Annotated in this window: 27 protein-coding genes and 1 pseudogene; 14 read left to right on the top strand and 14 right to left on the bottom strand. The window is 71.9% G+C overall.

Annotated features, from left to right (window positions below):
• Positions 1 to 113 precede the first annotated feature (113 nt).
• Positions 114 to 389 (bottom strand): hypothetical protein, encoded by a 276-nt coding sequence (locus tag ACZ63E_RS32585; RefSeq protein ID WP_465340022.1) that lies wholly within the window; start codon positions 387 to 389, stop codon positions 114 to 116.
• Between the two features lie 251 nt (positions 390 to 640).
• On the opposite strand from ACZ63E_RS32585, the gene ACZ63E_RS32580 reads away from it, so the two are divergent.
• The 5 genes from ACZ63E_RS32580 to ACZ63E_RS32560 are packed head-to-tail and all read left to right on the top strand — an operon-like array spanning position 641 to position 3374.
• The gene (locus tag ACZ63E_RS32580; RefSeq protein ID WP_465340021.1) at positions 641 to 1300 is read left to right on the top strand and encodes a DUF2589 domain-containing protein; all 660 of its coding nucleotides are present in this window, start codon (positions 641 to 643) and stop codon (positions 1298 to 1300) included.
• Positions 1297 to 1752, top strand: a complete 456-nt coding sequence (locus ACZ63E_RS32575; protein WP_465340020.1) for a DUF2589 domain-containing protein — start codon at positions 1297 to 1299, stop codon at positions 1750 to 1752. Before ACZ63E_RS32580 ends, ACZ63E_RS32575 begins: the two co-directional genes overlap by 4 nt.
• A 13-nt stretch (positions 1753 to 1765) precedes the next feature.
• Entirely contained in the window at positions 1766 to 2293 is a 528-nt protein-coding gene (locus ACZ63E_RS32570) for a DUF2589 domain-containing protein (RefSeq protein WP_465340019.1), read from the top strand.
• A gap of 2 nt (positions 2294 to 2295) precedes the next feature.
• Complete coding sequence (locus ACZ63E_RS32565; RefSeq protein WP_465340018.1) at positions 2296 to 2727, top strand: hypothetical protein; 432 nt, start codon at positions 2296 to 2298, stop codon at positions 2725 to 2727.
• Positions 2728 to 2732: 5 nt separating this feature from the next.
• Positions 2733 to 3374 (top strand): YopT-type cysteine protease domain-containing protein, encoded by a 642-nt coding sequence (locus ACZ63E_RS32560; protein WP_465340016.1) that lies wholly within the window; start codon positions 2733 to 2735, stop codon positions 3372 to 3374.
• A 42-nt stretch (positions 3375 to 3416) separates the two neighbouring features.
• On the opposite strand, the gene ACZ63E_RS32555 is transcribed toward ACZ63E_RS32560, so the two are convergent.
• The 4 genes from ACZ63E_RS32555 to ACZ63E_RS32540 all read right to left on the bottom strand — a co-directional run bounded on the left by ACZ63E_RS32555 (position 3417) and on the right by ACZ63E_RS32540 (position 7218).
• Positions 3417 to 3974, bottom strand: a complete 558-nt coding sequence (locus tag ACZ63E_RS32555; protein WP_465340015.1) for a hypothetical protein — start codon at positions 3972 to 3974, stop codon at positions 3417 to 3419.
• A gap of 148 nt (positions 3975 to 4122) precedes the next feature.
• Positions 4123 to 5565, bottom strand: coding sequence for an alpha/beta hydrolase (locus ACZ63E_RS32550; protein WP_465340014.1), 1443 nt, complete (start codon positions 5563 to 5565; stop codon positions 4123 to 4125).
• A 32-nt stretch (positions 5566 to 5597) separates the two neighbouring features.
• On the bottom strand, positions 5598 to 6317 hold the full coding sequence (locus tag ACZ63E_RS32545) for an ABC transporter permease (RefSeq protein ID WP_465340013.1): 720 nt from the start codon (positions 6315 to 6317) through the stop codon (positions 5598 to 5600).
• Between the two features lie 16 nt (positions 6318 to 6333).
• Entirely contained in the window at positions 6334 to 7218 is an 885-nt protein-coding gene (locus ACZ63E_RS32540) for an ABC transporter ATP-binding protein (protein ID WP_465314503.1), read from the bottom strand.
• A 108-nt stretch (positions 7219 to 7326) separates the two neighbouring features.
• On the opposite strand from ACZ63E_RS32540, the gene ACZ63E_RS32535 reads away from it, so the two are divergent.
• Together ACZ63E_RS32535 and ACZ63E_RS32530 are read left to right on the top strand one after the other, a co-directional pair.
• Entirely contained in the window at positions 7327 to 8463 is a 1137-nt protein-coding gene (locus ACZ63E_RS32535) for a sensor histidine kinase (protein ID WP_465340011.1), read from the top strand.
• Positions 8460 to 9062: a response regulator transcription factor gene (locus tag ACZ63E_RS32530; RefSeq protein WP_465340010.1), complete on the top strand. Its 603-nt coding sequence runs from the start codon at positions 8460 to 8462 to the stop codon at positions 9060 to 9062. Before ACZ63E_RS32535 ends, ACZ63E_RS32530 begins: the two co-directional genes overlap by 4 nt.
• 60 nt (positions 9063 to 9122) lie before the next feature.
• On the opposite strand, the gene ACZ63E_RS32525 is transcribed toward ACZ63E_RS32530, so the two are convergent.
• On the bottom strand, positions 9123 to 9683 hold the full coding sequence (locus ACZ63E_RS32525) for a hypothetical protein (RefSeq protein ID WP_465340009.1): 561 nt from the start codon (positions 9681 to 9683) through the stop codon (positions 9123 to 9125).
• A gap of 347 nt (positions 9684 to 10030) precedes the next feature.
• Positions 10031 to 10477 carry a MarR family winged helix-turn-helix transcriptional regulator gene (locus ACZ63E_RS32520; RefSeq protein ID WP_465340008.1) on the bottom strand — a complete coding sequence of 149 codons (447 nt, stop codon included), beginning with the start codon at positions 10475 to 10477 and terminating at the stop codon, positions 10031 to 10033.
• Positions 10478 to 10542: 65 nt separating this feature from the next.
• On the opposite strand from ACZ63E_RS32520, the gene ACZ63E_RS32515 reads away from it, so the two are divergent.
• Positions 10543 to 10911 (top strand): VOC family protein, encoded by a 369-nt coding sequence (locus tag ACZ63E_RS32515; protein WP_465340007.1) that lies wholly within the window; start codon positions 10543 to 10545, stop codon positions 10909 to 10911.
• On the opposite strand, the gene ACZ63E_RS32510 is transcribed toward ACZ63E_RS32515, so the two are convergent.
• Positions 10889 to 11785, bottom strand: a complete 897-nt coding sequence (locus ACZ63E_RS32510; protein WP_465340006.1) for a LysR family transcriptional regulator — start codon at positions 11783 to 11785, stop codon at positions 10889 to 10891. The genes ACZ63E_RS32515 and ACZ63E_RS32510 overlap by 23 nt on opposite strands.
• 96 nt (positions 11786 to 11881) lie before the next feature.
• On the opposite strand from ACZ63E_RS32510, the gene ACZ63E_RS32505 reads away from it, so the two are divergent.
• A complete protein-coding gene (locus ACZ63E_RS32505) occupies positions 11882 to 12712 on the top strand; it encodes a TIGR03620 family F420-dependent LLM class oxidoreductase (RefSeq protein ID WP_465340004.1) in 831 nt (276 codons plus the stop codon).
• A 436-nt stretch (positions 12713 to 13148) separates the two neighbouring features.
• On the opposite strand, the gene ACZ63E_RS32500 is transcribed toward ACZ63E_RS32505, so the two are convergent.
• The 3 genes from ACZ63E_RS32500 to ACZ63E_RS32490 all read right to left on the bottom strand — a co-directional run bounded on the left by ACZ63E_RS32500 (position 13149) and on the right by ACZ63E_RS32490 (position 16501).
• Complete coding sequence (locus ACZ63E_RS32500) at positions 13149 to 14474, bottom strand: NtaA/DmoA family FMN-dependent monooxygenase (protein WP_465340002.1); 1326 nt, start codon at positions 14472 to 14474, stop codon at positions 13149 to 13151.
• Between the two features lies 1 nt (position 14475).
• Positions 14476 to 15396, bottom strand: coding sequence for an ABC transporter substrate-binding protein (locus tag ACZ63E_RS32495; protein WP_465340001.1), 921 nt, complete (start codon positions 15394 to 15396; stop codon positions 14476 to 14478).
• An 82-nt stretch (positions 15397 to 15478) separates the two neighbouring features.
• On the bottom strand, positions 15479 to 16501 hold the full coding sequence (locus ACZ63E_RS32490) for an LLM class flavin-dependent oxidoreductase (protein ID WP_465339999.1): 1023 nt from the start codon (positions 16499 to 16501) through the stop codon (positions 15479 to 15481).
• Between the two features lie 150 nt (positions 16502 to 16651).
• Between ACZ63E_RS32490 and ACZ63E_RS32485 the strand changes: the two genes are divergently transcribed.
• Both ACZ63E_RS32485 and ACZ63E_RS32480 read left to right on the top strand, forming a co-directional pair.
• Positions 16652 to 17146, top strand: coding sequence for an ATP-binding protein (locus tag ACZ63E_RS32485; protein WP_465339998.1), 495 nt, complete (start codon positions 16652 to 16654; stop codon positions 17144 to 17146).
• 55 nt (positions 17147 to 17201) lie between these two features.
• Positions 17202 to 18773 carry an amidase gene (locus tag ACZ63E_RS32480; RefSeq protein ID WP_465339997.1) on the top strand — a complete coding sequence of 524 codons (1572 nt, stop codon included), beginning with the start codon at positions 17202 to 17204 and terminating at the stop codon, positions 18771 to 18773.
• A gap of 1 nt (position 18774) precedes the next feature.
• Here ACZ63E_RS32480 and ACZ63E_RS32475 read toward each other — a convergent pair whose 3' ends face one another.
• A complete protein-coding gene (locus ACZ63E_RS32475; protein ID WP_465339996.1) occupies positions 18775 to 19629 on the bottom strand; it encodes a LysR family transcriptional regulator in 855 nt (284 codons plus the stop codon).
• Positions 19630 to 19711: 82 nt separating this feature from the next.
• Between ACZ63E_RS32475 and ACZ63E_RS32470 the strand changes: the two genes are divergently transcribed.
• Positions 19712 to 20692: a substrate-binding domain-containing protein gene (locus tag ACZ63E_RS32470; RefSeq protein WP_465339995.1), complete on the top strand. Its 981-nt coding sequence runs from the start codon at positions 19712 to 19714 to the stop codon at positions 20690 to 20692.
• 27 nt (positions 20693 to 20719) lie between these two features.
• The gene (locus ACZ63E_RS32465) at positions 20720 to 21613 is read left to right on the top strand and encodes an isocitrate lyase/PEP mutase family protein (RefSeq protein ID WP_465339993.1); all 894 of its coding nucleotides are present in this window, start codon (positions 20720 to 20722) and stop codon (positions 21611 to 21613) included.
• Between the two features lie 3 nt (positions 21614 to 21616).
• On the opposite strand, the pseudogene ACZ63E_RS32460 reads toward ACZ63E_RS32465, so the two are convergent.
• Positions 21617 to 22454, bottom strand: a pseudogene (locus tag ACZ63E_RS32460) (LLM class F420-dependent oxidoreductase).
• Between the two features lie 97 nt (positions 22455 to 22551).
• Here ACZ63E_RS32460 and ACZ63E_RS32455 point away from each other — a divergent pair.
• Positions 22552 to 24057, top strand: a complete 1506-nt coding sequence (locus tag ACZ63E_RS32455; protein ID WP_465339992.1) for a phosphodiester glycosidase family protein — start codon at positions 22552 to 22554, stop codon at positions 24055 to 24057.
• 68 nt (positions 24058 to 24125) lie between these two features.
• Here ACZ63E_RS32455 and ACZ63E_RS32450 read toward each other — a convergent pair whose 3' ends face one another.
• Positions 24126 to 24506 (bottom strand): STAS domain-containing protein, encoded by a 381-nt coding sequence (locus ACZ63E_RS32450; protein WP_465339991.1) that lies wholly within the window; start codon positions 24504 to 24506, stop codon positions 24126 to 24128.
• Positions 24507 to 24621: the final 115 nt, after the last annotated feature.

Below are 24621 nucleotides of genomic sequence, written 5' to 3'. Positions count from 1 at the left end.
TCCGGACGGCGCACTGGGGCGCCGCCGTCAGGAGTACACCGAAGGCGGCCCGGAACCAACACGACGGACGGTGCGCGGCCATCACCCGATCGGGTCGGACCGGCCCGATCGGCTCAGTGCCGCCCGCGGCGCGAGGCGCTGCGGGCCAGGGCGTCGACCCGCTCGCGGACCCGGTCGTCGGCGCGGTAGACCGCCAGCAGGGCCCGGATCCGGGTGTTGACGTCCGCGCCGTCGTCGACGCGGCCCTGGCGCAGCACCCGGGCGTCGTCGGGGTGCAGATAAACGCTCACACGGTGCGCCGCCACGGTTTCGGCCGTGAGGATCCGCAGGTCCTCCGGATCGCAGGCGGCCGGGTCCCCGGCGTCGCCTGCCCGTTCTCTGCTGGCCATTTCGCCCTCTTTTAGTCGGCACGGTCGATCACACCTTTCGAGTCTGATCATGTGGGCCGGGAATGACCAGTCGGCCATTGGAGTGACACCGGGGGTGACCTGGAACGACACCAGGAAAGCGCTTTGACGTTTTCACGTGAAATCGTCAAACACAATCGTGTAATTGGTCCGATACGGCGAACAATGGCGGCGGAACGCGATTCCGCGCCTACAGTTCCGTTTTGCCAATACCGATTTCGACGGAGGAAACCATGGCTCTCGAAAAGATGTCCGACCAGTTCCAGGGACTGCCGATGGAATCGCTCATCGGCGGCCCGCTGACCGCGGCGTGCAACGCCCAGGTGATGCTCGCCAACTCCACCGCCACCTACATCAACACCGTCGGCTTCGACCGGCCCGCCGACGGCCCGGTCACCGACGCGGCCGGCTTCGCCCGGCTGCGGACGGTCAAGTTCGCCTTCCAGCGGCCGCGGGAGGTCCCGCCCACCGGGGACGCCGGCGGGGACGGGCAGGCCGTCACCGAGGACGTCAGCCTGTCGGTGCCGCTGCTGTCCATGGTCCCGGTGCCGAACCTGCAGGTGGACACCGTCGACGTCGCGTTCGACATGGAGGTGAAGTCCGCCGAGCAGTCGAAGGACAGCAAGGACGTGGAGGCGTCGCTGGACGCCAAGGGCGAGGGCCGGATCGGCCCGTTCAGCCTGTCGGTGTCGGTGCACGGCAAGGTCGCCACCCACCAGGAGAACACCCGCAGCTCCGACAACTCCGCCAAGTACCACGTGGCGGTGAAGGCGACCAACCACGCGATGCCCGAAGGCCTCGCCCGGGTCTTCGACATCATGGCGACGTCGATCGCCCCGGTGACGACGGTCGTGCCGGACAAGCCCGCCGACAAGGCGGTCGCGGCGAAATGAGCGAGCCGACGGTGGCGGCCATCCTCCGGTCGCTGCACCACGCGGTGCTCGACGCCCAGCGGCTGGCCGAGGAGGAGCACGTCCGCCAGCTGCGCCGGCACACGCTCGACGCGTCCGGGGACACCCGGGCGCCGCAGCTGCTGCCGGTCACGATCCCGGGCACCCTGCCCGAGGCCGAAGACCAGCAGATCCAGGTGCCGGTGCTCGCGCTCGCGCCGCCGCACCCGCTGCGGATCCACGACCTGACCGTCAGCTTCCGGGCCCGGCTGCTCGGCCTCGGCGCCGCTCCGGACACCCCGGGCGACCCGGCCGCCACCGCGCCGCTGCTGGCGTCCCTGGGCGCCGGGGACGACGGCGACTTCGCCCAGTTCAAGGTCACCTTCGAGACCGGCGAGCGCCCCGAGGCGTTCGCGCGGCTGCTCGACCGGATGACCACGAACAACGTGCCGTGAAAGGAGAACAGCCGTGACGGCACCCGAACCGCCGGCCCCTCCGGCGGACACCCTGTCCCTGGACCAGCTGATCGCCGCGCCGGTCGTCTCGGCGGCCCGGGCGGCCGAGGCGCTCGCCGACGCGTCGGCGGACTTCGTGCGCCGGGTCGGCGTCGACGACCACGGCGCGGTCCGGACCGTCGACTTCGCCTTCAGCCGGCCGGCCGAGCGGCCGGGCACCGCGGACGAGCCGGCGGTCGTGGCCCAGGACGTCCACGTCTCGCTGCCGCTGCTGGCCCTGGTCTCGGTGCCCAGCCTGCGGATCGACACCTTCGAGACGCACTTCAGCCTCGAGGTCCGGTCGCTGGCGCCGACCGGCGGGGGCACCCCGCAGGTGCTCGCGAAACCCGCGGCCCAGCGGGAAAACACCCGGGACACGGACAAGACCGCGAAGTACACGGTCGACCTGCGCGCGTCGTCGGCTCCGCCGTCGGAGGCGCTGGCGCGCGTGCTCGACCTGATGGCCCAGTCGGTCACCGCGGTCCCGCGGCCGAAGGAATGACCGTGGACCCGGTCGCCGACGGGTTGCGGACGCTGTTCCGCGACCTGAACGGCGAGTTCGGCGCGGCCCCGATGCGGGTGCTGGAGGCCGCTTTCTGGGTCACCGCGCCGGACGGCGCCCGCGCCGTGCGGATCACGGTCGACGGCGGCGCCGCCCGGGTGTCCAGCGATCCGGTGCCCGCGCCCGCATGCGGGTCCGTCCGGCGCCGGACCGGCCGGCTGGTGGCGCGCTGGGCGCCGGTGCCGGACGCGCCGGCCTACTTCGTCCGGCTCGTCCGCCGCGGCGTCACGGTCCGCTCGGTGGTCGTCCGCGGCACCACGGCGGAACTGCCGTTCTGCCCGCTGCGCCGGCGTCGCCAGTACGCGGTCGTCGTCGCGGCCGGCACCCGCGTCCGCGGCCCGGGAACTGCTTTGCCCATCACACAAGGAAGGTGAAACCCATGGAGTACCAGAAGATCAGCTCGAAGGTGGCCGGCTCCGGCGTCCAGGAGTTCGACCAGTCGGCCGAAGCGGCCCGCGAGCGCGTGGCCATCGGCAACGGCGTCTGCCGGGCGCTGGTGGTGCAGTGGCTCGCGGCGAAGGCCCGCGGCGAGGACTACTGGACGAACCGCGGCACGGTGGCCGAACCGTTGCTGGCCGCGGCGACGAGGTTGTCCCAGGCGGTCGACCTGCAGGCGGAGTACGAACGGGTGGCCCGCTCGAGGTTCGTGGTCGACGCGGCAACGGAGAAAGCGCTCTCCGCCGCGGGCCTCGGGTTCGTCATCCGCGACACGACGGCGTCGGCGCAGTGGGGCTTCGCCACGGTGAAGCCGAACGACGAGCCCGAGAAGATCGTCAGCGCGGCGTTCGACCGCCGGTCGAGCGCCTTCATCCTGTCGATCAAGGGCGGCTCGGGCGGCCATTCCCTGGGCCTGCACCGCGACGGCCGCGGTCACGTCCGCCTGTTCGACCCGAACATCGGCGAGTTCGACGCCCGGTCCGAGAGCGAGCTCCGCACCCTGCTGATCTCGATCGGCGCGGCGTACCGCGAGCACGGGATGGACCTGCACGACAGTTACATCCTGTGGAGCTTCACCGGCTGACGCGAGCCCGCGCCGCGAGCGGTTCGCTCGCGGCGCGGACGCTCACTGCCCGTGGAAGACCTGCCCCACGACGATCGCCGCGACCAGACCGGCCACGCACAGCAGGGTGACCACGACGATCAAGCCCCAGGGCCGCCCGGACCGCGGGTTCGCGGAAGGCCGCGCGGGCATGCGCGCGACCTCCGGAAACCCGTCCGCGATCAGCGCTTCACGAGACGGCACGAGATCGCCGAGCGACAGCGCTTCACACGCCTTGACTACGTCGTCGGCCGACCAGACCGACCCGGCGTTGCCACTCCTGAGCAGTATCCGGAGGTCGTGTCCGATACCGAGCACGAGCTTGGCGCTGCTGCCGTGCGGCGGGGTGTCTCCCATCTGCACCCCGGTTCCCTTCGGCAGGAGGACGGCTACGCCGGTCACGAACATCGCGCCGCTCTCGGTGAGTCCGCCGACGGCATGCCGGACCGCGCCGACCGCCGCCTTCAGGCGGCTCGCCGGGTTCGGCGCCCATTCGCTCCCCAGGAACGCGAGCGGCTCGCTCCCCACCTGCCACTGCCCGGTCTCCGAGACGACGAGCGGCCCGGACTGCCTGCGGGTCATGCTCGTCACCTGGATCGCCAGGACCCGGGCGGGCATGCCGTCCGCGCCGAGCCCCACTTTTCGATCGCCCGGCGCAGCATGCCGGCGGCGGACGCCAAGGCGGCTTCCCGGCCGGGCCGGCCACCTTGACGTCCGCACGACAGTACCCTCAGCCCTCGGCCGCGCAGAAGCGGTCGGCCGGTGGGCGCTTCCCCGTCACCAGGAACTCCGTCACCGCGCTGTTCCCGCACTTGTTGGCCGCGAACAGGTACGCGCCGTGCCCACCCTGGTCGATCGTCACCATCCGGGCCCGGTCGCCGAAGGCCTGGCGCAGCTTGCGGGCGTTGACCAGCGGGGTGCCCGGGTCACGCTCGTTCTGCACCAGCAGCACGTTCGACGGCCCGCGGTCGGTGATCCGTACCTTCGGCTCCGCCGGCGCCGACGGCCAGTACGCGCACGCCGCGATGTTCGCCGACGCCGCGCCGATCAGCGGGTAGCGGATCCGGTCCACCGCGACGTCGGCCTGGTAGCCCGCCACAGACCGCGGCCAGCTCGAATCCCCACACAGCACGTAAAACCGGGCCGCCAGGATGTTGTCCGTCTTCGGGGGATCGGCCGTCAGCTTCGGCTCTTCGCCCTTGTCCAGCGACTTCCACGCCGCCAGCAGCTCCCGGAACTGCCCGTCGGAGTACAGGTCGCTGAAGGTGATGCCGCGGAACACCGAACCGTCGATGCCCGCCACCGGCGCCTTGTCCAGCCGGGCCGCGAGCTCGTGGTACTTCGCCGTCACCTGTGCCGGGGTGAGGCCCAGGCCGGGCGCGGCGAACTTCGCGAAGTCCGGGAACCGGTCCTCCATGCCCCGGCCGAACGCGCGCATCGCGGTGATGTCGTAGCCGCCCGGGCCGAGGTTGCTGTCCAGCACGAACCGGTCACTGCGCCGCGGGAACATCGTCGTGTACACCGAACCCAGGTACGTCCCGTACGACGCGCCCAGAAAGGACACTGTGGACTCGCCGAGCGCTTCGCGGATGCGGTCCATGTCCCGCGCGGTGTTCGCCGTGGTGACGTACGGCAGCATCCAGCCGGACTTCGACGTCGCGCACTGCTTCGCTTCGGCCTTCGCGACCTCGGCCTGCTCGAGCACGTCCGCCGGGCCGTTCGCGTACGGCAGGTTGCCGCGCGCGATCTGCGCCGGGGTCAGGTCGCAGGTCACCGGGGTGCTGTGCCCGACCCCGCGCGGGTCGAACCCGATGATGTCGTAGGAGTCCCGCACGCTCTGCGGCAGCGGCGACGGCAGCTGCGGGATCGTCAGCACGCCCGGGTAGTCCAGGCCCTCCCCACCGGGGCCGCCGGGGTTGGTCAGCAGCACCCCGCGCCGCTTCTCCGGGTTCGGGCTCGCCAGGCGCGACACCGCCAGGTCGATCTTGCGGCCGTCCGGGTTCCGGTAGTCCAGCGGCACCTGCAGCGTGGCGCACTGCAGGCCCGGGAACGGGGCGACGTCCGCGGGGCAGGCACCCCACTTCAGCCCCGTGGCCGTGGCGGCCGCACCCGGCACCACCGCCGTGGTCAGCGCGGTCGCGGTGAGCACGGTCACCAGCAACACTTTTCGCATCGGTTTCCCCTCGATCTTCGGCACGCCGGTGGTCACCGGCGCGGTTCCCAGCGGAACAGGCGGGAGGCCAGGGTGATCGCGACGACGACCCAGGCCAGGGTGGGCGCGAGCAGGACCAGCGAGTCGCTCCAGGCGACCCCGCCGTTCCACGCGTTGAGGACGAGCTCGGTCGCCGAGCCGCCGGGCAGCAGGCGCTTGAGCAGGGTGAGCTCACTCGTTCCGGTGGCGCCGACCCAGCCGGCCACGGCGATGACCCCGACGCTGAGCGGCAGCGTGGTGACCTGTGCGTGCTCGGGCGAGTTCGTCAGGCCGGCCGTGGCCAGCCCCAGCGCGAGCATCATGACCACCGTCACGACGACCGCCACGACCAGCAGGAGCGGGTTGTCCGGCCGGCTGGTGACGCTGGCCAGCACCCCCAGGATCACGGCGATCTGCACCAGCGTGATCGCGGTGATCGGCGCCAGCAGCCCGGCGAGGATGCCGGTGTCGCCCGCCGCGGTGGAGCGCAGGCGCTTGAGGAAGAGGTTCTGCCGGCGGGAGGCCAGCGTGGTCACCGTGGTCGTGTAAAGGCCGATGCCGAGCACGAAGAACAGCGCCAGCGAGGCGATGTAGCCGAGGCTGCCGATCTCCTCGAACAGCTCGTGCCGGTAGATGAGGAACGCACTGAAGGCGAGCGGCAGCAGCAGGGCGGTGACCAGCACGAGCCGGTTCCGGAAGATCTGGATCAGCTCTCCGCGAGCGATCGAAAGCATGGGAAGGGTCCCTTTCTCAGGAGTGGCCGATGGCGCGGAAGACGTCGTCGAGGCGGGTCGGGCCGGCTTCGAGCCCGCGCAGCTCCAGCGCGTTGTCCCGCGCCCAGCCGAGCAGGGTGTGGAGGTCCTTCTGCAGCGCGAAGGTCTCGATGAGGAACCGGCCGTCCTCGCCGCGTGTGGCCTGCAGCGGCGGCGCCGGAGCGTGGGCCGGGAGTCCGAAGTGGATGTTCGAGGGCAGAGTGCGCGTCAGCTCGGCGACGGTGCCCTCGCGGTGGAAGGCGCCCTGGTGCATCAGGCCGATGCGGTCGGCGCGCTGCTGCGCCTCTTCGAGGTAGTGGGTGGTGAGCACGATCGTCGAGCCCGCTTCGCGCAGCCGGTCGACGGCGTCCCAGAGGGCGTCGCGGGACTGGATGTCCAGGCCGGTGGTGGGCTCGTCGAGGAAGATCAGCTCCGGCGTCCCGTACACGGCGGTGGCGAAGTCCAGCCGCCGCTTCTCGCCGCCGGAAAGCTGGGACACCTTGGTGCCGGCCTTGCGGGTGAGGTCGACGATGCCGAGGACGCGCCCGACGTCGTCGGTCCGTTCGGTGAGCCGCCCGATCAGCGCGACGGACTCCCGCACGGTCAGGTCCGGGGAGAAGCCGCTCTCCTGCAGCATGATCCCCATCCGCGGCCGGACGGCGGCGCGGTCGCGCGGGCTCTTCCCGAAGACCCGCACGGTGCCCGAGGTCGGCGCGCGGTGGCCTTCGACGGTCTCCAGGGTCGAGGTCTTCCCGGCGCCGTTCGTGCCGAGCAGCGCGTACAGCTCTCCGCGTTCCACCTGGAACGAGAGGTCTTTGACGGCGTGGAACCCGCCGTAGGTGAGGTTCAGGCGGGCTACGTCGATGACGGGTGTCGTGGACATGCCCCGAATTCCAGCGGTTCGCCCGCCCGCCTGGCAGTGTGGCCACGTCACCCCAAGACATGACGTGGTGTCACTGGTGGCGCCCGCCCAGGCCGTTAGTCTCGGGTCATGGACGTGCCCACGATCGCGCGCCGCACGTCCTGGACCGGGGGTGCGGTCCAGGAGCGGCTGCGCCGGCTGAACCTCGTCACCACGGTGCCGCCGCTGGCGATCGTCGGTGTGCTGATGCTGGTGCTCACCGCCCGCTCCTGGTGGCACGTCCTGCTGCAGGGGGTGGGCCTGGCGGCCGCGCTGGCGACGGCGGAGCGCTGGACCGCGGGCGACTTCATCCGCGTCGCCCGGCCCTGCCTGGCCGTGACGGCGGTGGTCTGGCTCGCCGGCGCGCTGAGCGACGACACGGCGGCGTTCTACGGGCTGTCCATCGTGGGCTCGTTCCTCATCCCGCCGCTCCCCCGCCACCGCGTCGCGTCGCTGGCCGGGCTGGCCGCGCTGGTCGCCGCGTTCGGCGCCGCGAACCCGTTGATGTACCCCGACAAGACCGGCGGACGGCTGCTGCAGTACGTCGCGATCCCCGCCGCCGCCGTGGTCGGGTCGACCGCGTTCATGTTCGTCAGCCAGCGGTTCTACGACCTGGTCGCGGAGCTGGAGCAGTCACGCGACCGCGAGGCGGACCTCGCCGTGGTCCGCGAACGCATGCGGTTCGCCAGCGACCTGCACGACATCCAGGGGCACACGCTGCACGTGGTGAAGCTGAAGGTCGCCCTGGCCGAGAAGCTGGTGGACAGCGACCTCGACCGGGTCAAGGAGGAGCTGCGCGAGGTGCACACCCTCGTCGGCGACACGATCGTGCAGACCAAGGAGCTCGCCTACGCCCAGCGGCGGCTCAACCTGTCCGCCGAGCTGGAGAACGCGAAGAACCTCTTCGAAGCCGCGGGCATCCACGTGCGCGTCGACCGCGAGGCCGAAGTGGACGCCCGCGCGGGCGAGCTGCTCGGCCAGGTCCTGCGTGAGACGACGACCAACATCCTGCGCCACGCCCAGGCGCGGCAGGTGCGGATCACGCTCACCGCGTCCGGGATCACCATCGTCAACGACGGGGTCCCGGAGGCCGGACCGCCCGAGCTCAACGGGCTCGCGACGTTGAAGCAGCGGCTGGCCGACCACGGCGGTGAGCTGGAGGTGGAGCAGCGGGACGGCCGGTTCGTGACGGCGGCCGCGTTCCCGCGGTGGAAGGAGGCCCGATGACCACGGTGGTGCTGGCCGACGACGAAGTCCTGCTCCGCAAGGCGCTGGCGTCCCTGCTGCCGCTCGAAGGCGAGATCACCGTCGTGGCCGAGGCGGAAGACGGCGCGGCCGCGGTCCGCGCGACCCTGGAGCACCGGCCCGACGTGCTGGTGATCGACCTCGAGATGCCCCGGGTGGACGGTCTGGGCGCGGTCGCGGAGATCCGCCGTTCGCGGCCGGAGCAGGTGATCCTGATGCTGACCCGGCACGCGCGGCCCGGCGTGCTGCGGAAGGCGCTGAAGCTCGGCGTCCAGGGTTTTGTCAGCAAGTCCGCGGAACCGGCGCACATCACGTCGGTGATCAAGGCGCTGCACGAGGGAAAGCGCTGGATCGACCCGGACGTCTCGGCGCTGGCCGTCGTCGACGACTGCCCGCTGACCGACCGCGAGATCGACGTCCTGCGCGCGACGCGCGAGGGGTTCTCGGTCGCGGACATCGCGGGCCAGCTGCACCTCGCGGAAGGCACGGTGCGCAACTACCTGTCGAACGCGATGCAGAAGACCCAGACCCGGACGCGCCACGAAGCCGCGCGCTACGCCCGGGAACACGACTGGCTTTGACCCGCCTGCGACGGATCGGCCCACCTGGAGTGAGCCGATCCGTCATCGCGGCCGAGGTGGTCAGCCGCGCAGCAGGGCGAGGATCTGGTTCAGCAGGTTGACCAGGGCCTGCAGGTTGGACAGCGGGCCCGGGTCGAGCAGGCCGGCGATCGCGCACAGCAGGTTGCCGAGCAGGTTGCCGGGGCCGGACTCGGCCGTGATGTTCAGGTGCACCTGGTTGAGGTGCACGACCAGGCCGAGCAGGTCGAGGTCGAGCGGCCCGAGCACCAGGTCGAGGATCTGGCAGGACGCCGCCGCGACGCCGACCGGCACGCTGACCGCGCGGGACTCGGTGCCGACCTGCCGGCCCGCGGAGTCCGTCAGCGTCACGTCGGCGACGCCGTTGGCCAGCAGGGTGCTGCCGTCGGCGACGAAGTCCGTGGGGGTGAAGGTGCCGGCCGCGGTGCCGGTGCCGCCCGACGCGTCGGTGAACGTGCCGGTCAGCGGGGTGGCCAGCACCGGAACGGGCGGCGCGGCCGGGGCGGGAGCGGCGAGCGCGGTGCCCGCGCCGGTGAAGAGGGCGACCAGCGCCGTGACGAGCACGGCGATGATCGCCGCGCGGCCGGTGTTCTTGGCTCTCATGGTGGGCTCCTTCGACGGAGGAATGGGACGCTCCAGGGATCCACCAAAACGGCGACGAGAAACGCGATAGGCGCGAATTACCCGGGTGAGCAATCTCAACTGATCGACATCGGTTCGCGCCGTAACCGATCCGGCGCCGGGTCGTTTGCGATCGCCGGTTTTCCGGGCCGATTTTCCTTACTGTAGCACGTTTATCGAGATGAGGAGCCTCCGGATCGTCGCAAGAGGACAGTCCACTTCGACCGGATGTGACAGACCGGGAGAAATGTTCCCAGCTCCCGTTGAACCGAATGCACGCCCGCTGTTGCACCCGAATGTTGGCACTGTGATCACCCGGCGTTCCCGCGTCACCGGTTCTCGTCGCGCAGGGAATGGATCATGCTCCGCAGAATCTTCGACGCGCCGGCCTGATCAGCCTCGGTCAGCCCGGCCAGCATCCTGATCTCGACGGACCGGACCGCGACGGTCGCCTTCTCGAGGCTCCGCCGGCCGCGGGGCGTGAGCCGCGTCGGCAGGACCTTCCCGACGGGCGCCTCCGCGGGCCTGGTCACGTAGCCGTCCCGCTCCAGGGTCTGGAGCAGCACGTTCATCGACTGCCGCGTCACGAAGGCGCCGCGCGCGAGCTCGGAGTTCGACAGGCCCGGCCGCTGGGCCAGCAGCTCCAGGCAGGAGTAGTGCGTCACGGTCATCCCGAGCGGCCGCAGCACCGCCTCCATGGCCGCGCGCAGGGCGCTCGACGCCTCCTTCAGCAGATAGCCCAGTGACGTCTCGAGGTCGACACCGTCTTGACTCATGTCAGCATTCTGACATACAGTCGTCCGTGTCAGAAGACTGACACAACGACAAAGGAGCAGCACCCATGCCCGCCACCGGCCCCGACTTCCTCTCACTCCAAGCGCGCGACCTCGCCGCCTCACAGGCGTTCTACGAGCAGTACCTCGGCCTGGTCCGCTCGCCGGCCGGACCTCCGCACGCCGTCGTCTTCGAGACGAAGCCGATCGCGTTCGCCCTCCGCGACGTCGTTCCCGGCACCGATCTCGCCTCCGTCGCCCAGCCCGGGATCGGCGCCGCGATCTGGCTGCACGCCACGGACGTCCAGGCCATCCACGACGCTCTGGCCGCCGACGGCCACCGGATCGTCTCAGCGCCGATCGACGGCCCCTTCGGCCGGACGTTCACCTTCGCCGACCCCGACGGTTACCACGTCACGCTCCACGACCGCGGCTGACCGCCCCGGTCTCGGCGTCGCGGAACGCCGCCACGTGGGCCGAGGCACACTGGCCCGGCACGTCGTCCGCCAGCACGACGCTGCCGGTGATCGTCACCGGCGGCTCCAGCTCGATCGCCCGAACCCGGGCCGACCCGATCTCCCCCACCTGACCGGCGGGCAGCACCGCCCAGCTGTCCGGATCGGAGCCGACCTCGACAACGGTGTCCCGGGGTGTGCCGGCCGGGCGGCCGAGCCGGGGGCGGACCCTGGCGTCGCGCAGCGCGGTGGTGACGGCGTCGTGCAGGGGCGGGTCGAGCTGCCGCGAGGGGATCCGCAGGGCGCTGCCGGCCAGGTCGGCGAGGCCGACGGTGGCGCGGCCCGCGGCGGCGTGCCGGGCGGAGACGACCGCGAGCAGCGGCTCGGTCCACGTCGGCAGCACGCTGAGCCCGGGCGCCGAATGCACTCCACGGGCCAGCGCCAGGTCGAGGTCACCCTCGCGCAGGGCGTCCAGCCGGGCGGCGACCGGGAGGTCGACGAGCACGACGTCGAGGGTCGCCGCGGTCCGCCGCAAGGTGTCGATGCCCCGCTCCAGCCGGGCGGTGAGCCCGGCGGCCGTCCCGATCCGCAACGCGCCCACCGGCAGACCGGCGGCAACCTTGACCCGCTCGGCGGCCGCAAGCGCGTCCCGAGCCGCGACGAGCACCCGGCGCCCGGCCGCGGTCAGCCGAACCCGCCGCGGCGAGCGGTCGAGCAGCCGAACGCCCAGCTCCCGTTCCAGCCGCGCGATCTGGCGGCTGACCGCGGGCTGCGCGATGTGCAGCCGCTCGGCGGCCCGGCCGAAGTGGAGCTCGTCGGCGACCGTCACGAAGTACCGCAGGGTCCGAAGTTCCACCGTTCCTCCTGCGTGGCTTCGACGATGTCACCAGGTTATCGCTGCGCGTCGGTTTCGGATCTGGTTCACCGGACGGCGTCGTGCTGAAGTCGGGGCATGACCATCGAATTGGGCGAGCTGGGCGCGCACCTGCGCGAACACGAAGTCACGCCGGACGGCGCCGTCGAGCTCGAAAAGGCCGGGTACGGGACGCTGTGGCTGGACGCCTCTCCCCCGCCGGACCTCGCGCAGGCGGAGGAGCTGCTCGACGCCACCAGCAGGTTGGTGATCGGCACCAGCGTGGTGAACGCCTGGACCGCCGAGCCGGAGACCGTCGCGGCCTCGCACCACCGCATCGAGGCGCACCACCCGGGGCGGTTCGTGCTCGGGGTGGGGATCGGCCACCGCGAGGTCCACGCCGAGTACGTGTCACCGTACGAGAAGCTGGTGTCCTATGTGGACGCGTTGACCTCGGCCGGGGTGCCGGCCGGGCGGATCGTGCTCGCCGCGCTCGGCCCGCGGATGCTGCGGCTGGCCCGGGACCGGACGGCCGGGACGGTGCCGTGCCTGGTCACCCCCGAGCACACCCGCCGGGCTCGGGAGATTCTCGGGACGGGGAAACTGCTGCTGCCCGGCCATTTCGCCTTGCTGGAAGGGAATGTCGAGCGGGCCCGGGCGATCGCGCGGTCGGCCCCACCGGGAACGGCTTTGCAGGTGACGAACTACGCGGCCAACCTCCGGCGGCTGGGATTCACCGACGAGGACCTCGCGGGCACGGGCAGCGACCGCTTGATCGACGCGCTGGTTTTGCACGGCACCCCGGCAGCGGTCGCGGCGGGCGTGGCAGCGCATCGCGACGCAGGTGCGGACCATGTGGGGATCTATCCACTCGGGGATGACTTGATCGGCACGCTGCGCGAGGTGGCCGAAGCGGTTCTCGGCGCCTGACCGCGCGACACACCGCGCGCAGCCGCCGAAACTGATCTCGGCGACCCACCGACCAGCGCACCGCGCGCGGCCGCCGAAGCACCGTTCCCGTGCCTAACCGATCAGCACTCCGCGCGCAGCCAGCGAAAGCGGTCCCGGCGACTGACCGATCAGCACATTAGGCGCAGCTGCCGAAGCCGTTCCCCAGCGCCAACCGAGCGCAGCCACCGAACCGATCCCGGCCTGACCGACCAGCGCACCGCGCGCGGCTGCCGAAGCGGTTCCCCGGCGCCAACAGCTCAGCGCTCCGCGCGCAGCCAGCAAAACCGGTCCCGGCAGCCAACCCGACCACCATGCCGCAAGCAGTCGCGAGCCAGTTTCAGCGCTCAGCCAGCCAGCGCACCCCGCGCAGTCAAACCCGATCCCGGCAACCGCGCCCAACCACCGAAGTCCTTCCCTAGCCCGCACCTCCCGCGGCCGGCCGCTGCAGTCCCAAGTGGTCGCGCAAGGTCGGCCCTTCATACTCCGTCCGGAACCGGCCCTTGCTCTGCAGGATCGGCACCACATGATCGACAAAGGCCGTCAACTCGTACGGCAGCGTCGACCCCATGATCGTGAACCCGTCCACAGCCCCGGCGTCCTGCCACTCCAGCACGTGCGTGGCGAGCTGCTCCGGCGTCCCCACAAAATGGAACTGCCCGGCACCGCTCTTCAGCTGCGAAGCCACCTCGCGCAGCGAAGCCGACGGTTGAGCCTGCGAAGCGGCGAACAGCTGCTCCGCTCGGCTCGACACGTTCCCCGAACCGGTCCACAACTCCGCCGGCAGCGGCACGTCCGGGTCGTAGCCGTCCGGGTCGAGGCCTGCCGTGTACAGCACGTTCTGCCAGCGGAACTCCGGGCTCGACAGGTCCTCCAACCGCTGCGCGCGTTCGCGTGCCTCGGCCTCAGTCCCGCCCAGGGTCAGCATCAGCGCCGGGAGGACGAGGACCTGGCCCGGGTCGCGGCCCGCGGCCGCCGCCTGGGCGTGGAGGTCCGCTCGGAACGCCACCGCCGCCTCCAGCGACGGGGGCCCGGAGAACACCAGCTCCGCAAAACGCGCGGCCAGCGCGACGCCGGCCGGAGACTGGCCGGCCTGGACCAGCACCGGCCGCCCCTGCGGGGAACGCGGGAACGGCAAGATCCCTTCGACGTCGTAGAACTCGCCGTGGAACCGCGGCGCGTGCAGCTTGGCGCGATCCGCCCACACCCCACGCTCGCGGTCGCCGACCACCGCGTCGTCGTCCCAGCTGTCCCACGCTCGGGTCACGACGTCGACGAACTCGTGGGCGCGCGTGTACCGGTCCGCGTGGTCCGGGTGCGCGCGCTCGCCGAAGTTCGCCGCGGCCAGCGGGGTGATCGTGGTGACGATGTTCCAGCCCGCGCGACCGCCGCTGAGGTGGTCGAGCGTGGCGAACCGGCGGGCCAGCTCCCACGGCTTGTTGTACGTCGTGGAGCCGGTCCCGATCAGTCCGATGTGGCTGGTGACCGCGGCCAGCGCCGAAAGCACCGAGATCGGGTCGAACTGCGTCTGCGGCAGGTGCGTGGCCCGGTACTCGGCGATGGCGATGTTGTCGGCCAGGAAGATCGTGTCCATCAAGCCGCGCTCGGCGATGCGCGCGATGTCCGCGTAGTACGGCAGCCCGAGCACACCGCGCACGTCGTCGGAGACCACGCGCCAGGCGGACTCGTGGTAGCCGTTCGGCCAGATGAACGCGTTGAAGTGCAGCTGTCCCGCGTCCGCCATCTCAGGCCAGCCCCTGCTGCGACAGCCAGTCCTTCGCCACGTCGGCCGCCTGCTCACCGTCGGAGTCCACACGCTTGTTCAGGTCGCGCATGATGTCGGTGGTCAGCTTCGCGCTCACGGCGTTGACCACGGCCGCGAAGTCCGGTCCCCGCTCGTCGAGCACCTTCTTGTTCACCGCCGGCACCACGTTCTCCGTCGGGACCATGCTGAGGTCGTCCTTGAGCGCGACGTACTTCGCGTCGCCGGCCGGCGGGCTCACCGAGTCCACCGGGATCACCGTCACGGCTCCGGAGTCGAGCTGCTGGATCCGCGGCCCGAACTCCTGGACGGTCTGGAACGACGCGTTGGTCAGCTTGTAGACGTCGGTGAAGCCCTTGAAGCAGGTGAGCCGCTTCTCGCACTCCGGCCCGCCGGCCAGGACGACCTTGTCGAGCTTCTTCAGGTCGCTGATGTTCGCGAGGCCCTTCGACTTCGCAAGGTCGGCCTTCACGATGTAGGTGTTCTTGTCCTCGGCCGCGGCGAAGTCCAGCAGCGAGACGCCGCTCGGCTCGAACAGCTTCGCCAGCTGCTCGTGCTCACCCTTCGCGTCCTTCACCGGCTCCGCGCCGAACCCGGTGGTGATCGCCGATCCCTGGTACTCCGGAATGAACTGCAGCTCACCGGACTTCAGCGACGGGTAGATCAGCTCCCGCGACCCCAGGTTCAGCTTCTTCGTGACCGGGTAGCCCTTCGCCTGCAACGCGGCGGCGTAGATCTCGGCCAGGATCTGGCTGTCGGTGAAGTTGAACGACGCGACGACGATCGGCGCGCCGCCCTTGCCCTGCGCGGCGGGCTGGTCGCTGCCCCCGCCGCCGCATGCGGCCAGGCCCAGTGCGGCCACACCCACCAGCACAGCCGCTCGGATCTTCCGGCTCCAGCTCACGACGCACTCTCCTCGTTCCACGGGTCGAACGAATGGAACCCTAACCAGCACCACCGACAGAAACCACATGCTGGGAGTCCGCTCAGCGCCAGCCGAGCTCCGGGGCGACGTGCGTCAGGATGCTTTCCAGCACGTGGGCGTTGTAGTCGACGCCGAGCTGGTTCGGGATGGTCAGCAGCAGGGTGTCCGCGGCCTGGACGGCCTCGTCCTCCTCGAGCTCCCGCACCAGTTCGTCCGGCTCCGCGGCGTAGGACCGGCCGAAGATCGCCCGGGTGTTCTCGTCGATCATGCCGACCTGGTCGTGTGAGGTGCGGTCCCGGCCGAAGTAGGCCCGGTCCAGGTCGTTCGTCAGCGCGAAGATGCTGCGGCTGACCGACACCCGCGGCTCTCGCTCGTGACCGGCCTCCTTCCACGCCTCTCGGTAGGCCTCGATCTGTTTGCGCTGCTGGACGTGCAGGGGCTCGCCGGTCTCGTCGTCCTTGAGCGTGGAGCTCTGCAGGTTCATGCCCAGCTTCGCGGCCCAGACGCTGGTCGCGTTCGAGCCCGAGCCCCACCAGATGCGCTCGCGCAGGCCCTCCGAGTGCGGCTCGAGGCGCAGCAGCCCCGGCGGGTTCGCGAACATCGGCCGCGGGTTCGGCTGCGCGAAACCCTCGCCTTCGAGCAGCTTGAGGAAGACCTCGGTGCGGTCACGCGCCATGTCCGCGTCGGTCTCGCCCTCGGCCGGGGCGTAGCCGAAGTAGCGCCAGCCCTCGATCACCTGCTCGGGGGATCCCCGGCTGATGCCGAGCTGGAGCCGGCCGCCGGAGATGAGGTCGGCCGAGCCCGCGTCCTCGACCATGTAGAGCGGGTTCTCGTAGCGCATGTCGATCACGCCGGTGCCGATCTCGATCTTCGACGTGCGCGCGCCGATGGCCGCGAGCAGCGGGAACGGGCTCGCCGCCTGCCGCGCGAAGTGGTGCACCCGGAAGTACGCGCCGTCGATGCCGAGCTCCTCGGCCGCGACCGCCAGGTCGATCGACTGGTGCAGGAAGTCCGCCGCCGACCGCGTCTCGGAGTACGCGCCCGCCGACCAGTGGCCGAATGACAGAAAACCGATCTTCTTCACGCACCGTGCAAGCGCTCGACGTCCGGGATTGATTCCGCAAGGGACGAGACGCGGCCGACATCACGAATGGGAAACGCGGACGCTGGGTACCCAGCCTGCACGAAGCCCGAGGCCATGGGGGGTCCGAGCGGAGACAGGGAGGAGTACATCGTGCATCGACATACTCCGGAACCGAGCACCGGAAGCGACACGGACAGCGAGCCCGCCGGCGTCGGCGCGAGCACGCCGATCGACCCGGCGGTGCGGACGAGTTTCGAAGAGCTCGTGCCCGCGGAGTCCGGCGAGATCTCGGTGCTGCGCCGGAAGCTGACCGCCTGGCTCGACGAGCTTCCCCTGGACGAAGACACGAGCTACGACGTCGTCCTGGCCACCTACGAGGCACTGGCCAACACGGCCGCGCACGCCTATCCCGAGGGCGGCGGCTGGGCCCGGCTGTACGCGGACTGGGCGGGTGACACGGTCACCGTCGTCGTCAGCGACACCGGCCGCGGCGGCGCCGTCAAGCGCGTCGGCGAGGCGCCGCTGACCTCGGGCGGGCGCGGGCTGCGCCTGATCGACGAGGTCACCGACCAGGCGACCGTCGACACCGGCGAGCGCGGCACCCGCGTGACGATGATCTGGCGGCCCGCCGCGCTGCGGTCCTGATCCACTCGCGCCCCCGACGAACGAGGGGTTGACCGCCGCCGGGGCGAGGAGTGGCATGGACGCCGTGATGCGCCTGCGCTCCGCCGCCGTGACCGCCGCCCTCGCCGGATGCCTGGTCGTCCCGGCGCCCGCTTCCGCTTCCGCCGGCCCCGCGCTGGGGTTCGACCTCGACGCGGCCACCATTCCCGAGCTCCAGCAGCGGATGGACCACGGCGGTCTCACGGCCGTGCGGCTGACCGCGGCCTACCTCGAGCGTATCGGCACCGTGGACCGGAAGGTCCACGCGGTGGTCGCCGTCGACCCCGGCGCGCTGCGGGCGGCGGCCGCCAGCGATGCCCGCCGCCGGGCCGGGCACACGCTCGGGCAGCTGGACGGGATCCCGGTGCTGCTCAAGGACAACATCGACACGCGCACCCTGCCGGCCACGGCCGGGTCACGCGCGCTGCCGCGCACGCGGCCGGCCGCCGACGCGGCGCTCGTGAACCGGCTCCAGCGCGGCGGCGCCGTCATCCTCGGCAAGACCAACCTGTCCGAATGGGCCAACTTCCGCTCGACGCACTCGACGTCCGGCTGGTCCGGGATCGGCGGCCAGACGAACAACCCGTACGTCCTCGACCGCAACCCGTGCGGCTCGTCCTCCGGGTCCGGCGCGGCCGTGGCGGCCACCCTCGCGCAGGTCGCGATCGGCACCGAGACCGACGGCTCGATCGTGTGCCCGGCCGGCGCCAACGACGTCGTCGGCGAGAAGCCGACCCTGGGCCTGGTCAGCCGGACGGGTGTCGTGCCGATCTCGGCCGAGCAGGACACCGCGGGGCCGATGGCCCGCCACGTCGTCGACACCGCCGTCACGCTGTCCGTCCTGCAGGGACCCGACCCGGCCGACCCCGCCACGGCCGCCATTCCCGCTGGTCAGCCGCGCGACTACGCGGCGCTGCTGCGCCCGGGAGCCCTGCGCGGCGCCCGCATCGGCGTCTGGCGGCTGGCCGGTCTGGACGCCGACGTCGACCGCGTCGTCCAGGACTCCGTCCGCACGCTGACCGCACGCGGCGCGACCGTCGTCGAGGTCGACCTGCCCTACCAGGACCGGATCGGCGCGGCGGAGTCCCCCGCGCTGCTCACCGAGTTCCGGCGCGACCTGAACGCGTACCTGACGCACCGGCCGGGCCACCCGGCGACGCTGAGCGAGCTGATCGCCTTCAACCGGCGTGACCCGGTCGAACTGTCGAAGTTCGGCCAGGAGCTGTTCGAGCAGGCGGCGGCCGCCCCGGGCCCGACCGACCCGGTCTACCGCGAGCAGCGCGCGACGGCCACGGACCTGGCGCGCCGCTCGATCGACGAGACGCTCGCCCGGTACCACCTCGACGCCGTGGTCGCCCCGACCAACAGCCCGGCGTGGAAGACGACCTACGGCACCGGGGACGCGTTCGTGCTCGGCTCGTCGACCCCGGCGGCGGTCGCCGGCTACCCGAACGTTTCGGTGCCGGCCGGGTTCACGGGCCCGCTGCCGATCGGCGTGTCGTTCTTCGCCGGCCGCTGGGCCGACGCGCGGGTCCTCGCGCTCGCCGCAGCGTTCGAACGCGCGGCCCCGGCCCGCCGGGCGCCGGCCTACCTGCCCACGATCGGGTGAGTCAGCGCCGGTAGCTGTCCGCGGCGATCCGGACGAAGCTGCGCACCAGCGGGCTGCGGCCGGTCTCCGGCCACGCCACGACCAGGTCGCTCGGCGGCCGCCCCGCCAGCGGCACGACCCGCAGCCCCGCCGGCAGGGGCTGGTCGACCGGCGCGAGGGCCGCGGTCCCGTTCCACAGCACCGCCTGCACGCACTCCTGGACGGTCCGCAGCACCGGCGCCGCGTCCCCGGGCGCGCCACCCGTCCAGTACGCCGTCCACGCCGGGTCGGTGTCGTCCGGGAGCCGGACCCAGCGGCGGCCCGCCAGATCGGCGGCCGCCACCGAGTCCCGCCCGGCCAGCGGGTCGTCGTCCCGCATGAGCACGCCGACCGGCACCGAGCGCAGCACGTGCGTGCCGAACCCCGTGGTGTCGAAGGGAGTCCGGGTCAGCGCGACGTCGACGAGCCCGGCGCGCAGCCCCGCCGTCGGGTCGCCGAGGTCGGCTTCGTGGACGGTCACGGTCACGTGCGGGTGGCGGGCCCGGAACAGCGTCACCAGCCGGCCGCCGACGTGCTCGGCCGCGTCGGCCAGGGTCCCGATCGCCAGGGTCGCGGCGCCGGCCGCCGCCGTCACGCGGCCGCGGATCCGGTCGGCCTGCCCCAGCAGCGCCGCGGCTTCGTCGTGGAGCACCGCCCCGGCGGGCGTGAGCGTGACGCCTTTGGGCGTGCGGTCGAAGAGGGTGACGCCGAGCTCGTCCTCCAGCTGCCGGATCGCCCGGCTGAGCGGCGGCTGGGTCATGTGCAGCCGGCTCGCCGCGCGCCCGACGTGCCGCTCCTCGGCCACCGCGACGAAGTACCGGAGCGAGCGCAGGTCCACCCCGAACACGATACCGGCACGGTATCGAGTTCACCGAGCCGGACTTGGACACCCCGGGCCGTGGCGGCCGACGATCGAAGGCATGACCCCTTTGACGATCGGCTGCTACGAGTACGACACGACCCGCGCGCTCTTCGACGACCCCGAGCCCGGGTTCACCGCAAAATCCGCCCCCACGCTGCCGGACATCTTCGAACGCGCGATCAGCGGGCACGAGTACGACATCGCCGAGCTCGGCCTGACCTTCTACCTGCGCCTGCTCGAGGAGGACCTGCCGTACGTGGCGCTGCCGATCTTCCCGAACCGCGTGTTCCGCCATTCGTGCGTCTTCGTCCACCGGGGGTCCGGGATCACCGGTCCGGGTGATCTCGTCGGCCGGACCATCGGCGAGTTCGGCACCTACGGCCAGGACTCCGGCGTGTGGGCCAAGGGAATCCTCATGGACGAGCACGGCTTCGAACCCCGCCGCAACCGCTGGGTGATCGGCGGCCTCGAGCACCCGGCCCCGCCGTTCGGCTTCATCCCCCACCCGCACCCGGACGACCTCGACGTGTCCGAGGCGCCCGAAGGCCGGACGCTGAACTCGATGCTCGAAACCGGCGAGATCGACGCGCTGTTCACGGCGAACGTCCCGCAGTGCGTGCTCGACGGGTCACCGGACGTCGTCCGGCTGTTCCCCGACTTCGAGCCGCTCGAACGCGACTACCACCGGCGCACCGGGATCTTCCCGATCATGCACACGATCGTCGTCCGGCGGGACCTGCTGGCGGAGGTGCCCGGCCTCGCCCGTGACGTCTACCGCGTCTTCTCCACGGCGAAGGACACCGCTGCCGACCGCTACCGGAGCGCCCGGCGGCTCTACGAGGTGCAGACCATGGTGCCGTGGATGAACGCGCTGGTGGAGCGCAACGAAGCGGAGTTCGGCGCCGATTGGTGGCCCTACGGCGTCGCCGCCAACCGCGCCACGCTGGAGACTTACCTGCGCTACCACCACGAACAGGGGCTTTCTTCGAGGCGGTGGACGGTCGAGGAGCTGTTCACCCCGGAGCTGCTCGGCACGTGAGTACGGTGGCGCCCGGAGGTGATCGTCGTGGCCGATCTGCTGGCGCCGCGGGTGCCCGGTCCCGCGCGGCTGCGGGAGCTGCTGGCCGGTGACGAGGTCGTCGTGGCGCCGGGCGCGTTCGACGCCCTGAGCGCGCGGCTGGTCGAGGCGGCCGGTTTCCCCGCCGTCTACCTGACCGGGTTCGGCACAACAGCGTCGCTGCTCGGGCGGCCCGACGTCGGCCTGCTGACGATGACCGAGATGGTCCAGGCCGCGGGGCGGCTGCGCTCGGCCGTCGAGGTGCCGGTGATCGCCGACGCGGACACCGGGTACGGCAACGCCCTCAACGTCATCCGCACGGTGCGGGAGTACGAAGCCGCCGGTGTCGCGGCGATCCACCTCGAAGACCAGGTCGCGCCGAAGCGCTGCGGGCACCTGGAAGGCAAGCGCGTGGTGCCGGCCGAGACGATGGCCGACCGGGTGCGGGCGGCCGTCGCGGCCCGGCACGACCCGGACTTCCTGCTGATCGCGCGGACCGACGCCCGCGCGGTCGAAGGACTCGACGCGGCGATCGACCGGGCCCGCCGCTACCGGGACGCGGGCGCCGACATGCTCTTCGTCGAGACGCTGCAGTCCGAGGCCGAGATCGAACGGGTCGCCGACGTCTTCCGCGACGTGCCGCTGCTGTTCAACTGGGCCGAGGGCGGCAAGACCCCGCCGCTGGGCCGGGACCGCTTGCGGGAGCTGGGTTTCCGGCTCGTCATCTGTCCTGTTTCGACACTCCTGGCCGCCACCGAGGCGATGCGCGCTGTGCTCGGGCGGATCGCCCGGGACGGGACGCCGGCCGGTGTGGTGCGGGACCTGCCGGGGCTGACCGGTTTCGCCGATCTCGTCGGCCTTCAGGAGGTCAACGAGATCGGCGAAACCTACGGCGACGGCTGAGCGTCAGCGCAGCGGCTCGAGCGCCTTCGCCAGCGGCTCCAGCACGGCCGGGGTGTGCGGCGGCGGCAGGTAGACGATCGCCAGGTCGAGGCCCACCTCGCCGAGAGCCTCCGCTTCCGCGGCGACCTTGGCGTAGTCGGCGTCCGGGCCGAGGCGGACGTGCGAGGACAGCGTGATCTCCGCCGGGTCGGCCGATGTCCGCGCAGTGGCGGTGCAGCACGTCGCGCTTGTGCGCGAACTCCTCGGGGGTGCCGCCGACGAAGTTCCAGTGCTGGGCGTACTTCGCGGTCGTGCGCAGGGTGCGCTTCTCGCCGCCGCCGCCGATGCAGATCGGCGGGTGCGGCGTCTGCACGCCCTTCGGCTCGCAGCGGGCGTCGGTCAGCTGGTAGTGCGCACCCTTGAAGGTCGTCGTCTCCTGGGTCAGCAGGCCGACGAGGACCTCACAGCCCTCCTCGAAGCGGTCGCTGCGTTCCTTGACCGTGCCGAGCTCCATGCCGTAGGCGCCGGACTCCTCTTCGTTCCAGCCGGCGCCGATGCCGATCTCCAGCCGGCCGCCGGAGACGATGTCGAGCGTCGCGGCCATGTTCGCGAGCAGCGCGGGGTGGCGGTAGTGGATGCCGCTGACCAGCGTGCCCAGGCGGAGCCGCTTGGTGGCCTGCGCCAGCGCGGTGAGCGTGACCCACCCTTCCAGGCACGGCCCGGTCGAATCGGAAAAAATGGGATAGAAGTGGTCGAACGTCCAGCCGGATTCGAACAGCTCGATCTCGTCGGCGGCCTGCCAGACGGCGAGCATGTCGGCCCAGACGGTGTTCTGGGGCGAGGTCTTGATTGCGAATCGCATGATCACGATCGTAAACCTGGAGTTCCTCCAGGGCCGTACACCGGAAGTTCGGCCGGAACCCGGGAGAAGTCCACCCCGCCGGGGTAGCTTGCCTCGCGTGAAGACGAAGCTCCCCGCCGCGCTGGCCCTGTCCGCCGCGCTGACCGTCGCACTGGGCACACCCGCGTCGGCCGGCGACGACACGCTCGCACCCGGCGTCACCGTCCACACCACGGTGACCGGCGAAGGCACCGGCCACAACACCTGGACGGTCACCGTGCTGGTCCCCGGCGGGTCGAGCCCCGACCCGGACGCGCCACCGGCCGCGCTCGGCAGCCACGAGCACGCCGAGACGCTGGTGACCTCGTTGCGCGGCAAGGGTTTCGCGGCGCGGGCCGAGCGCGTCGACTGGCCGGCCTTCGCCGACACCCCGCGGGGCGCCCTCGGCTGGCGGGTGCGGGTCGGCTCCTTCGCCGACCGCGCGCAGGCCGCCGCGACGGCGAGCGCGATGACCGGCTTCACCACCGCGGTCGAGTGGACCGGCCAGGACGGGCCGGAGGCCCAGGGGCCGCAGCACGTGCGCGTCGCCGTCGTCGATCCTCGGCGGTTCACCGGAAGCGTCGTCGCGTCCCACGGCGAATCGGTGTCGGGACGGCGGACGACGTCCGCGCTGGCGGCCGCGGCCGGCGCGCTCGTCGGCACGAACGGCGGGTTCTTCGTGATCGACCCGCGCGACGGCATCCCCGGCGAGCCGGCCGGCGTCGGCGTCTACCAGGGCCGGCTGCAGAGCGAAGCGACCACCGGGCGGCCCGCCCTGTTCCTCGGCGACCGTCCGTCGATCGGCGTCCCGCGGACGGTGGTGACCGTCGGCGGCCGTGCGGTCAACGGCGTCAACCGCAAGCCGGGGATCGTGCGCAACTGCGGCGAGCCCGGCGACGTCCCGACCGACCGTCCGCTGCACGACACGACGTGCACCCACCCGGACGAACTGGTGCTGTTCACGCCCCAGCTGGGCACGCCGACTCCGGCCGGCGACGGTGTCGAGGCGGTGCTCGACGCGCGTGACGTGGTGACGGCGGTGCGCCCGGCGGGCGGCGAGGTGCCCGCGGGCGGCCACACGGTGCAGGGCATCGGCACGGCGGCGACCTGGCTGACCGGGCACGCCCGGCCGGGCGCGAAGCTGCGCGTCGAAACCCGCGTGTTCGAGGGCGCCCGCCCGGCCCACCCGGCCGGCGTGGTCAACGGCGGCCCGTGGCTGGTCCACAATGGACGAATCTCGGTGAACGCGGCGGCGGACGGGGTCGTGCACCCCGGTGACCCGTCGTTCGTGTACGGCTGGGGCGTCAAGCGCAACCCGCGCACCATGGTCGGGCTCGACCGCCAGAGCCGCCTGCTGGTCGTGACGGTCGACGGCCGTCAGCCGGGGTACAGCGACGGGCTGTCGCTGATCGAGGGCGCGCAGCTGATGGCGCGCCTGGGCGCGGTGACCGCGATCAACCTGGACGGCGGCGGCTCGACCGCGATGGCGATCGGCGGCAAGCTGGTGAGCTCACCTTCGGACGCCACGGGAGAACGGCCGGTCGGCGACGCGCTGCTGGTCCTCCCCCGGCGCTCCCAGCCGTGAAATCCGCGTGAGGCGGCGCATCTTTCCTAGGGAAAGTGACGCGCACCGAGCGTTCGGACGCCTCTTTCTCAGGGAAAGTGACGGCGCCGGCCGCGGATCCAGGCCTGGGCCCCGGCGACCGTCGGGTGCACGCTGAGGCGGCCGTCCAGCCGGGTGAGCTCCAGCACGCGCAGCACCGCGCGCCGGTCGGTCGCGACCGCGAACGGCAGGTCCGCCGCCTCCGTCGCCGCGACCAGCTCGGCCAGGACCTGCAGTCCCGCCGAACCGCAGAACGTGATGCCGCCCAGGTCGACGATGAGCGCGCCCGGGGTGCCGTCGAGGGCTTCGCGGGCCTGGTCACGCAGCACCGGGGCGGTGCCGAGGTCCAGGTCGCCGTCCGCCGCGACGACGACGGCTTCGGGCACCGTGCGCACCCTGACCGTCAGCGGGAACGGGGCGTCGTCGGGCACAGGAGATCTCCTTCGGGCTGGTCGGTGCCCGACCTTAGGCGGCTCGCATCGGTTTGTCATCGATTTGCCACCCGTGGCGGACCCGGGTCGTGGCGACCGGCGCCCCGGACGGTTA

It is taken from the genome of Amycolatopsis sp. NPDC104819 (genome assembly GCF_055583145.1).
The sequence above is the reverse complement of the archived record's forward strand: the minus strand, read 5'-3'. Positions and strand labels throughout refer to the sequence as shown.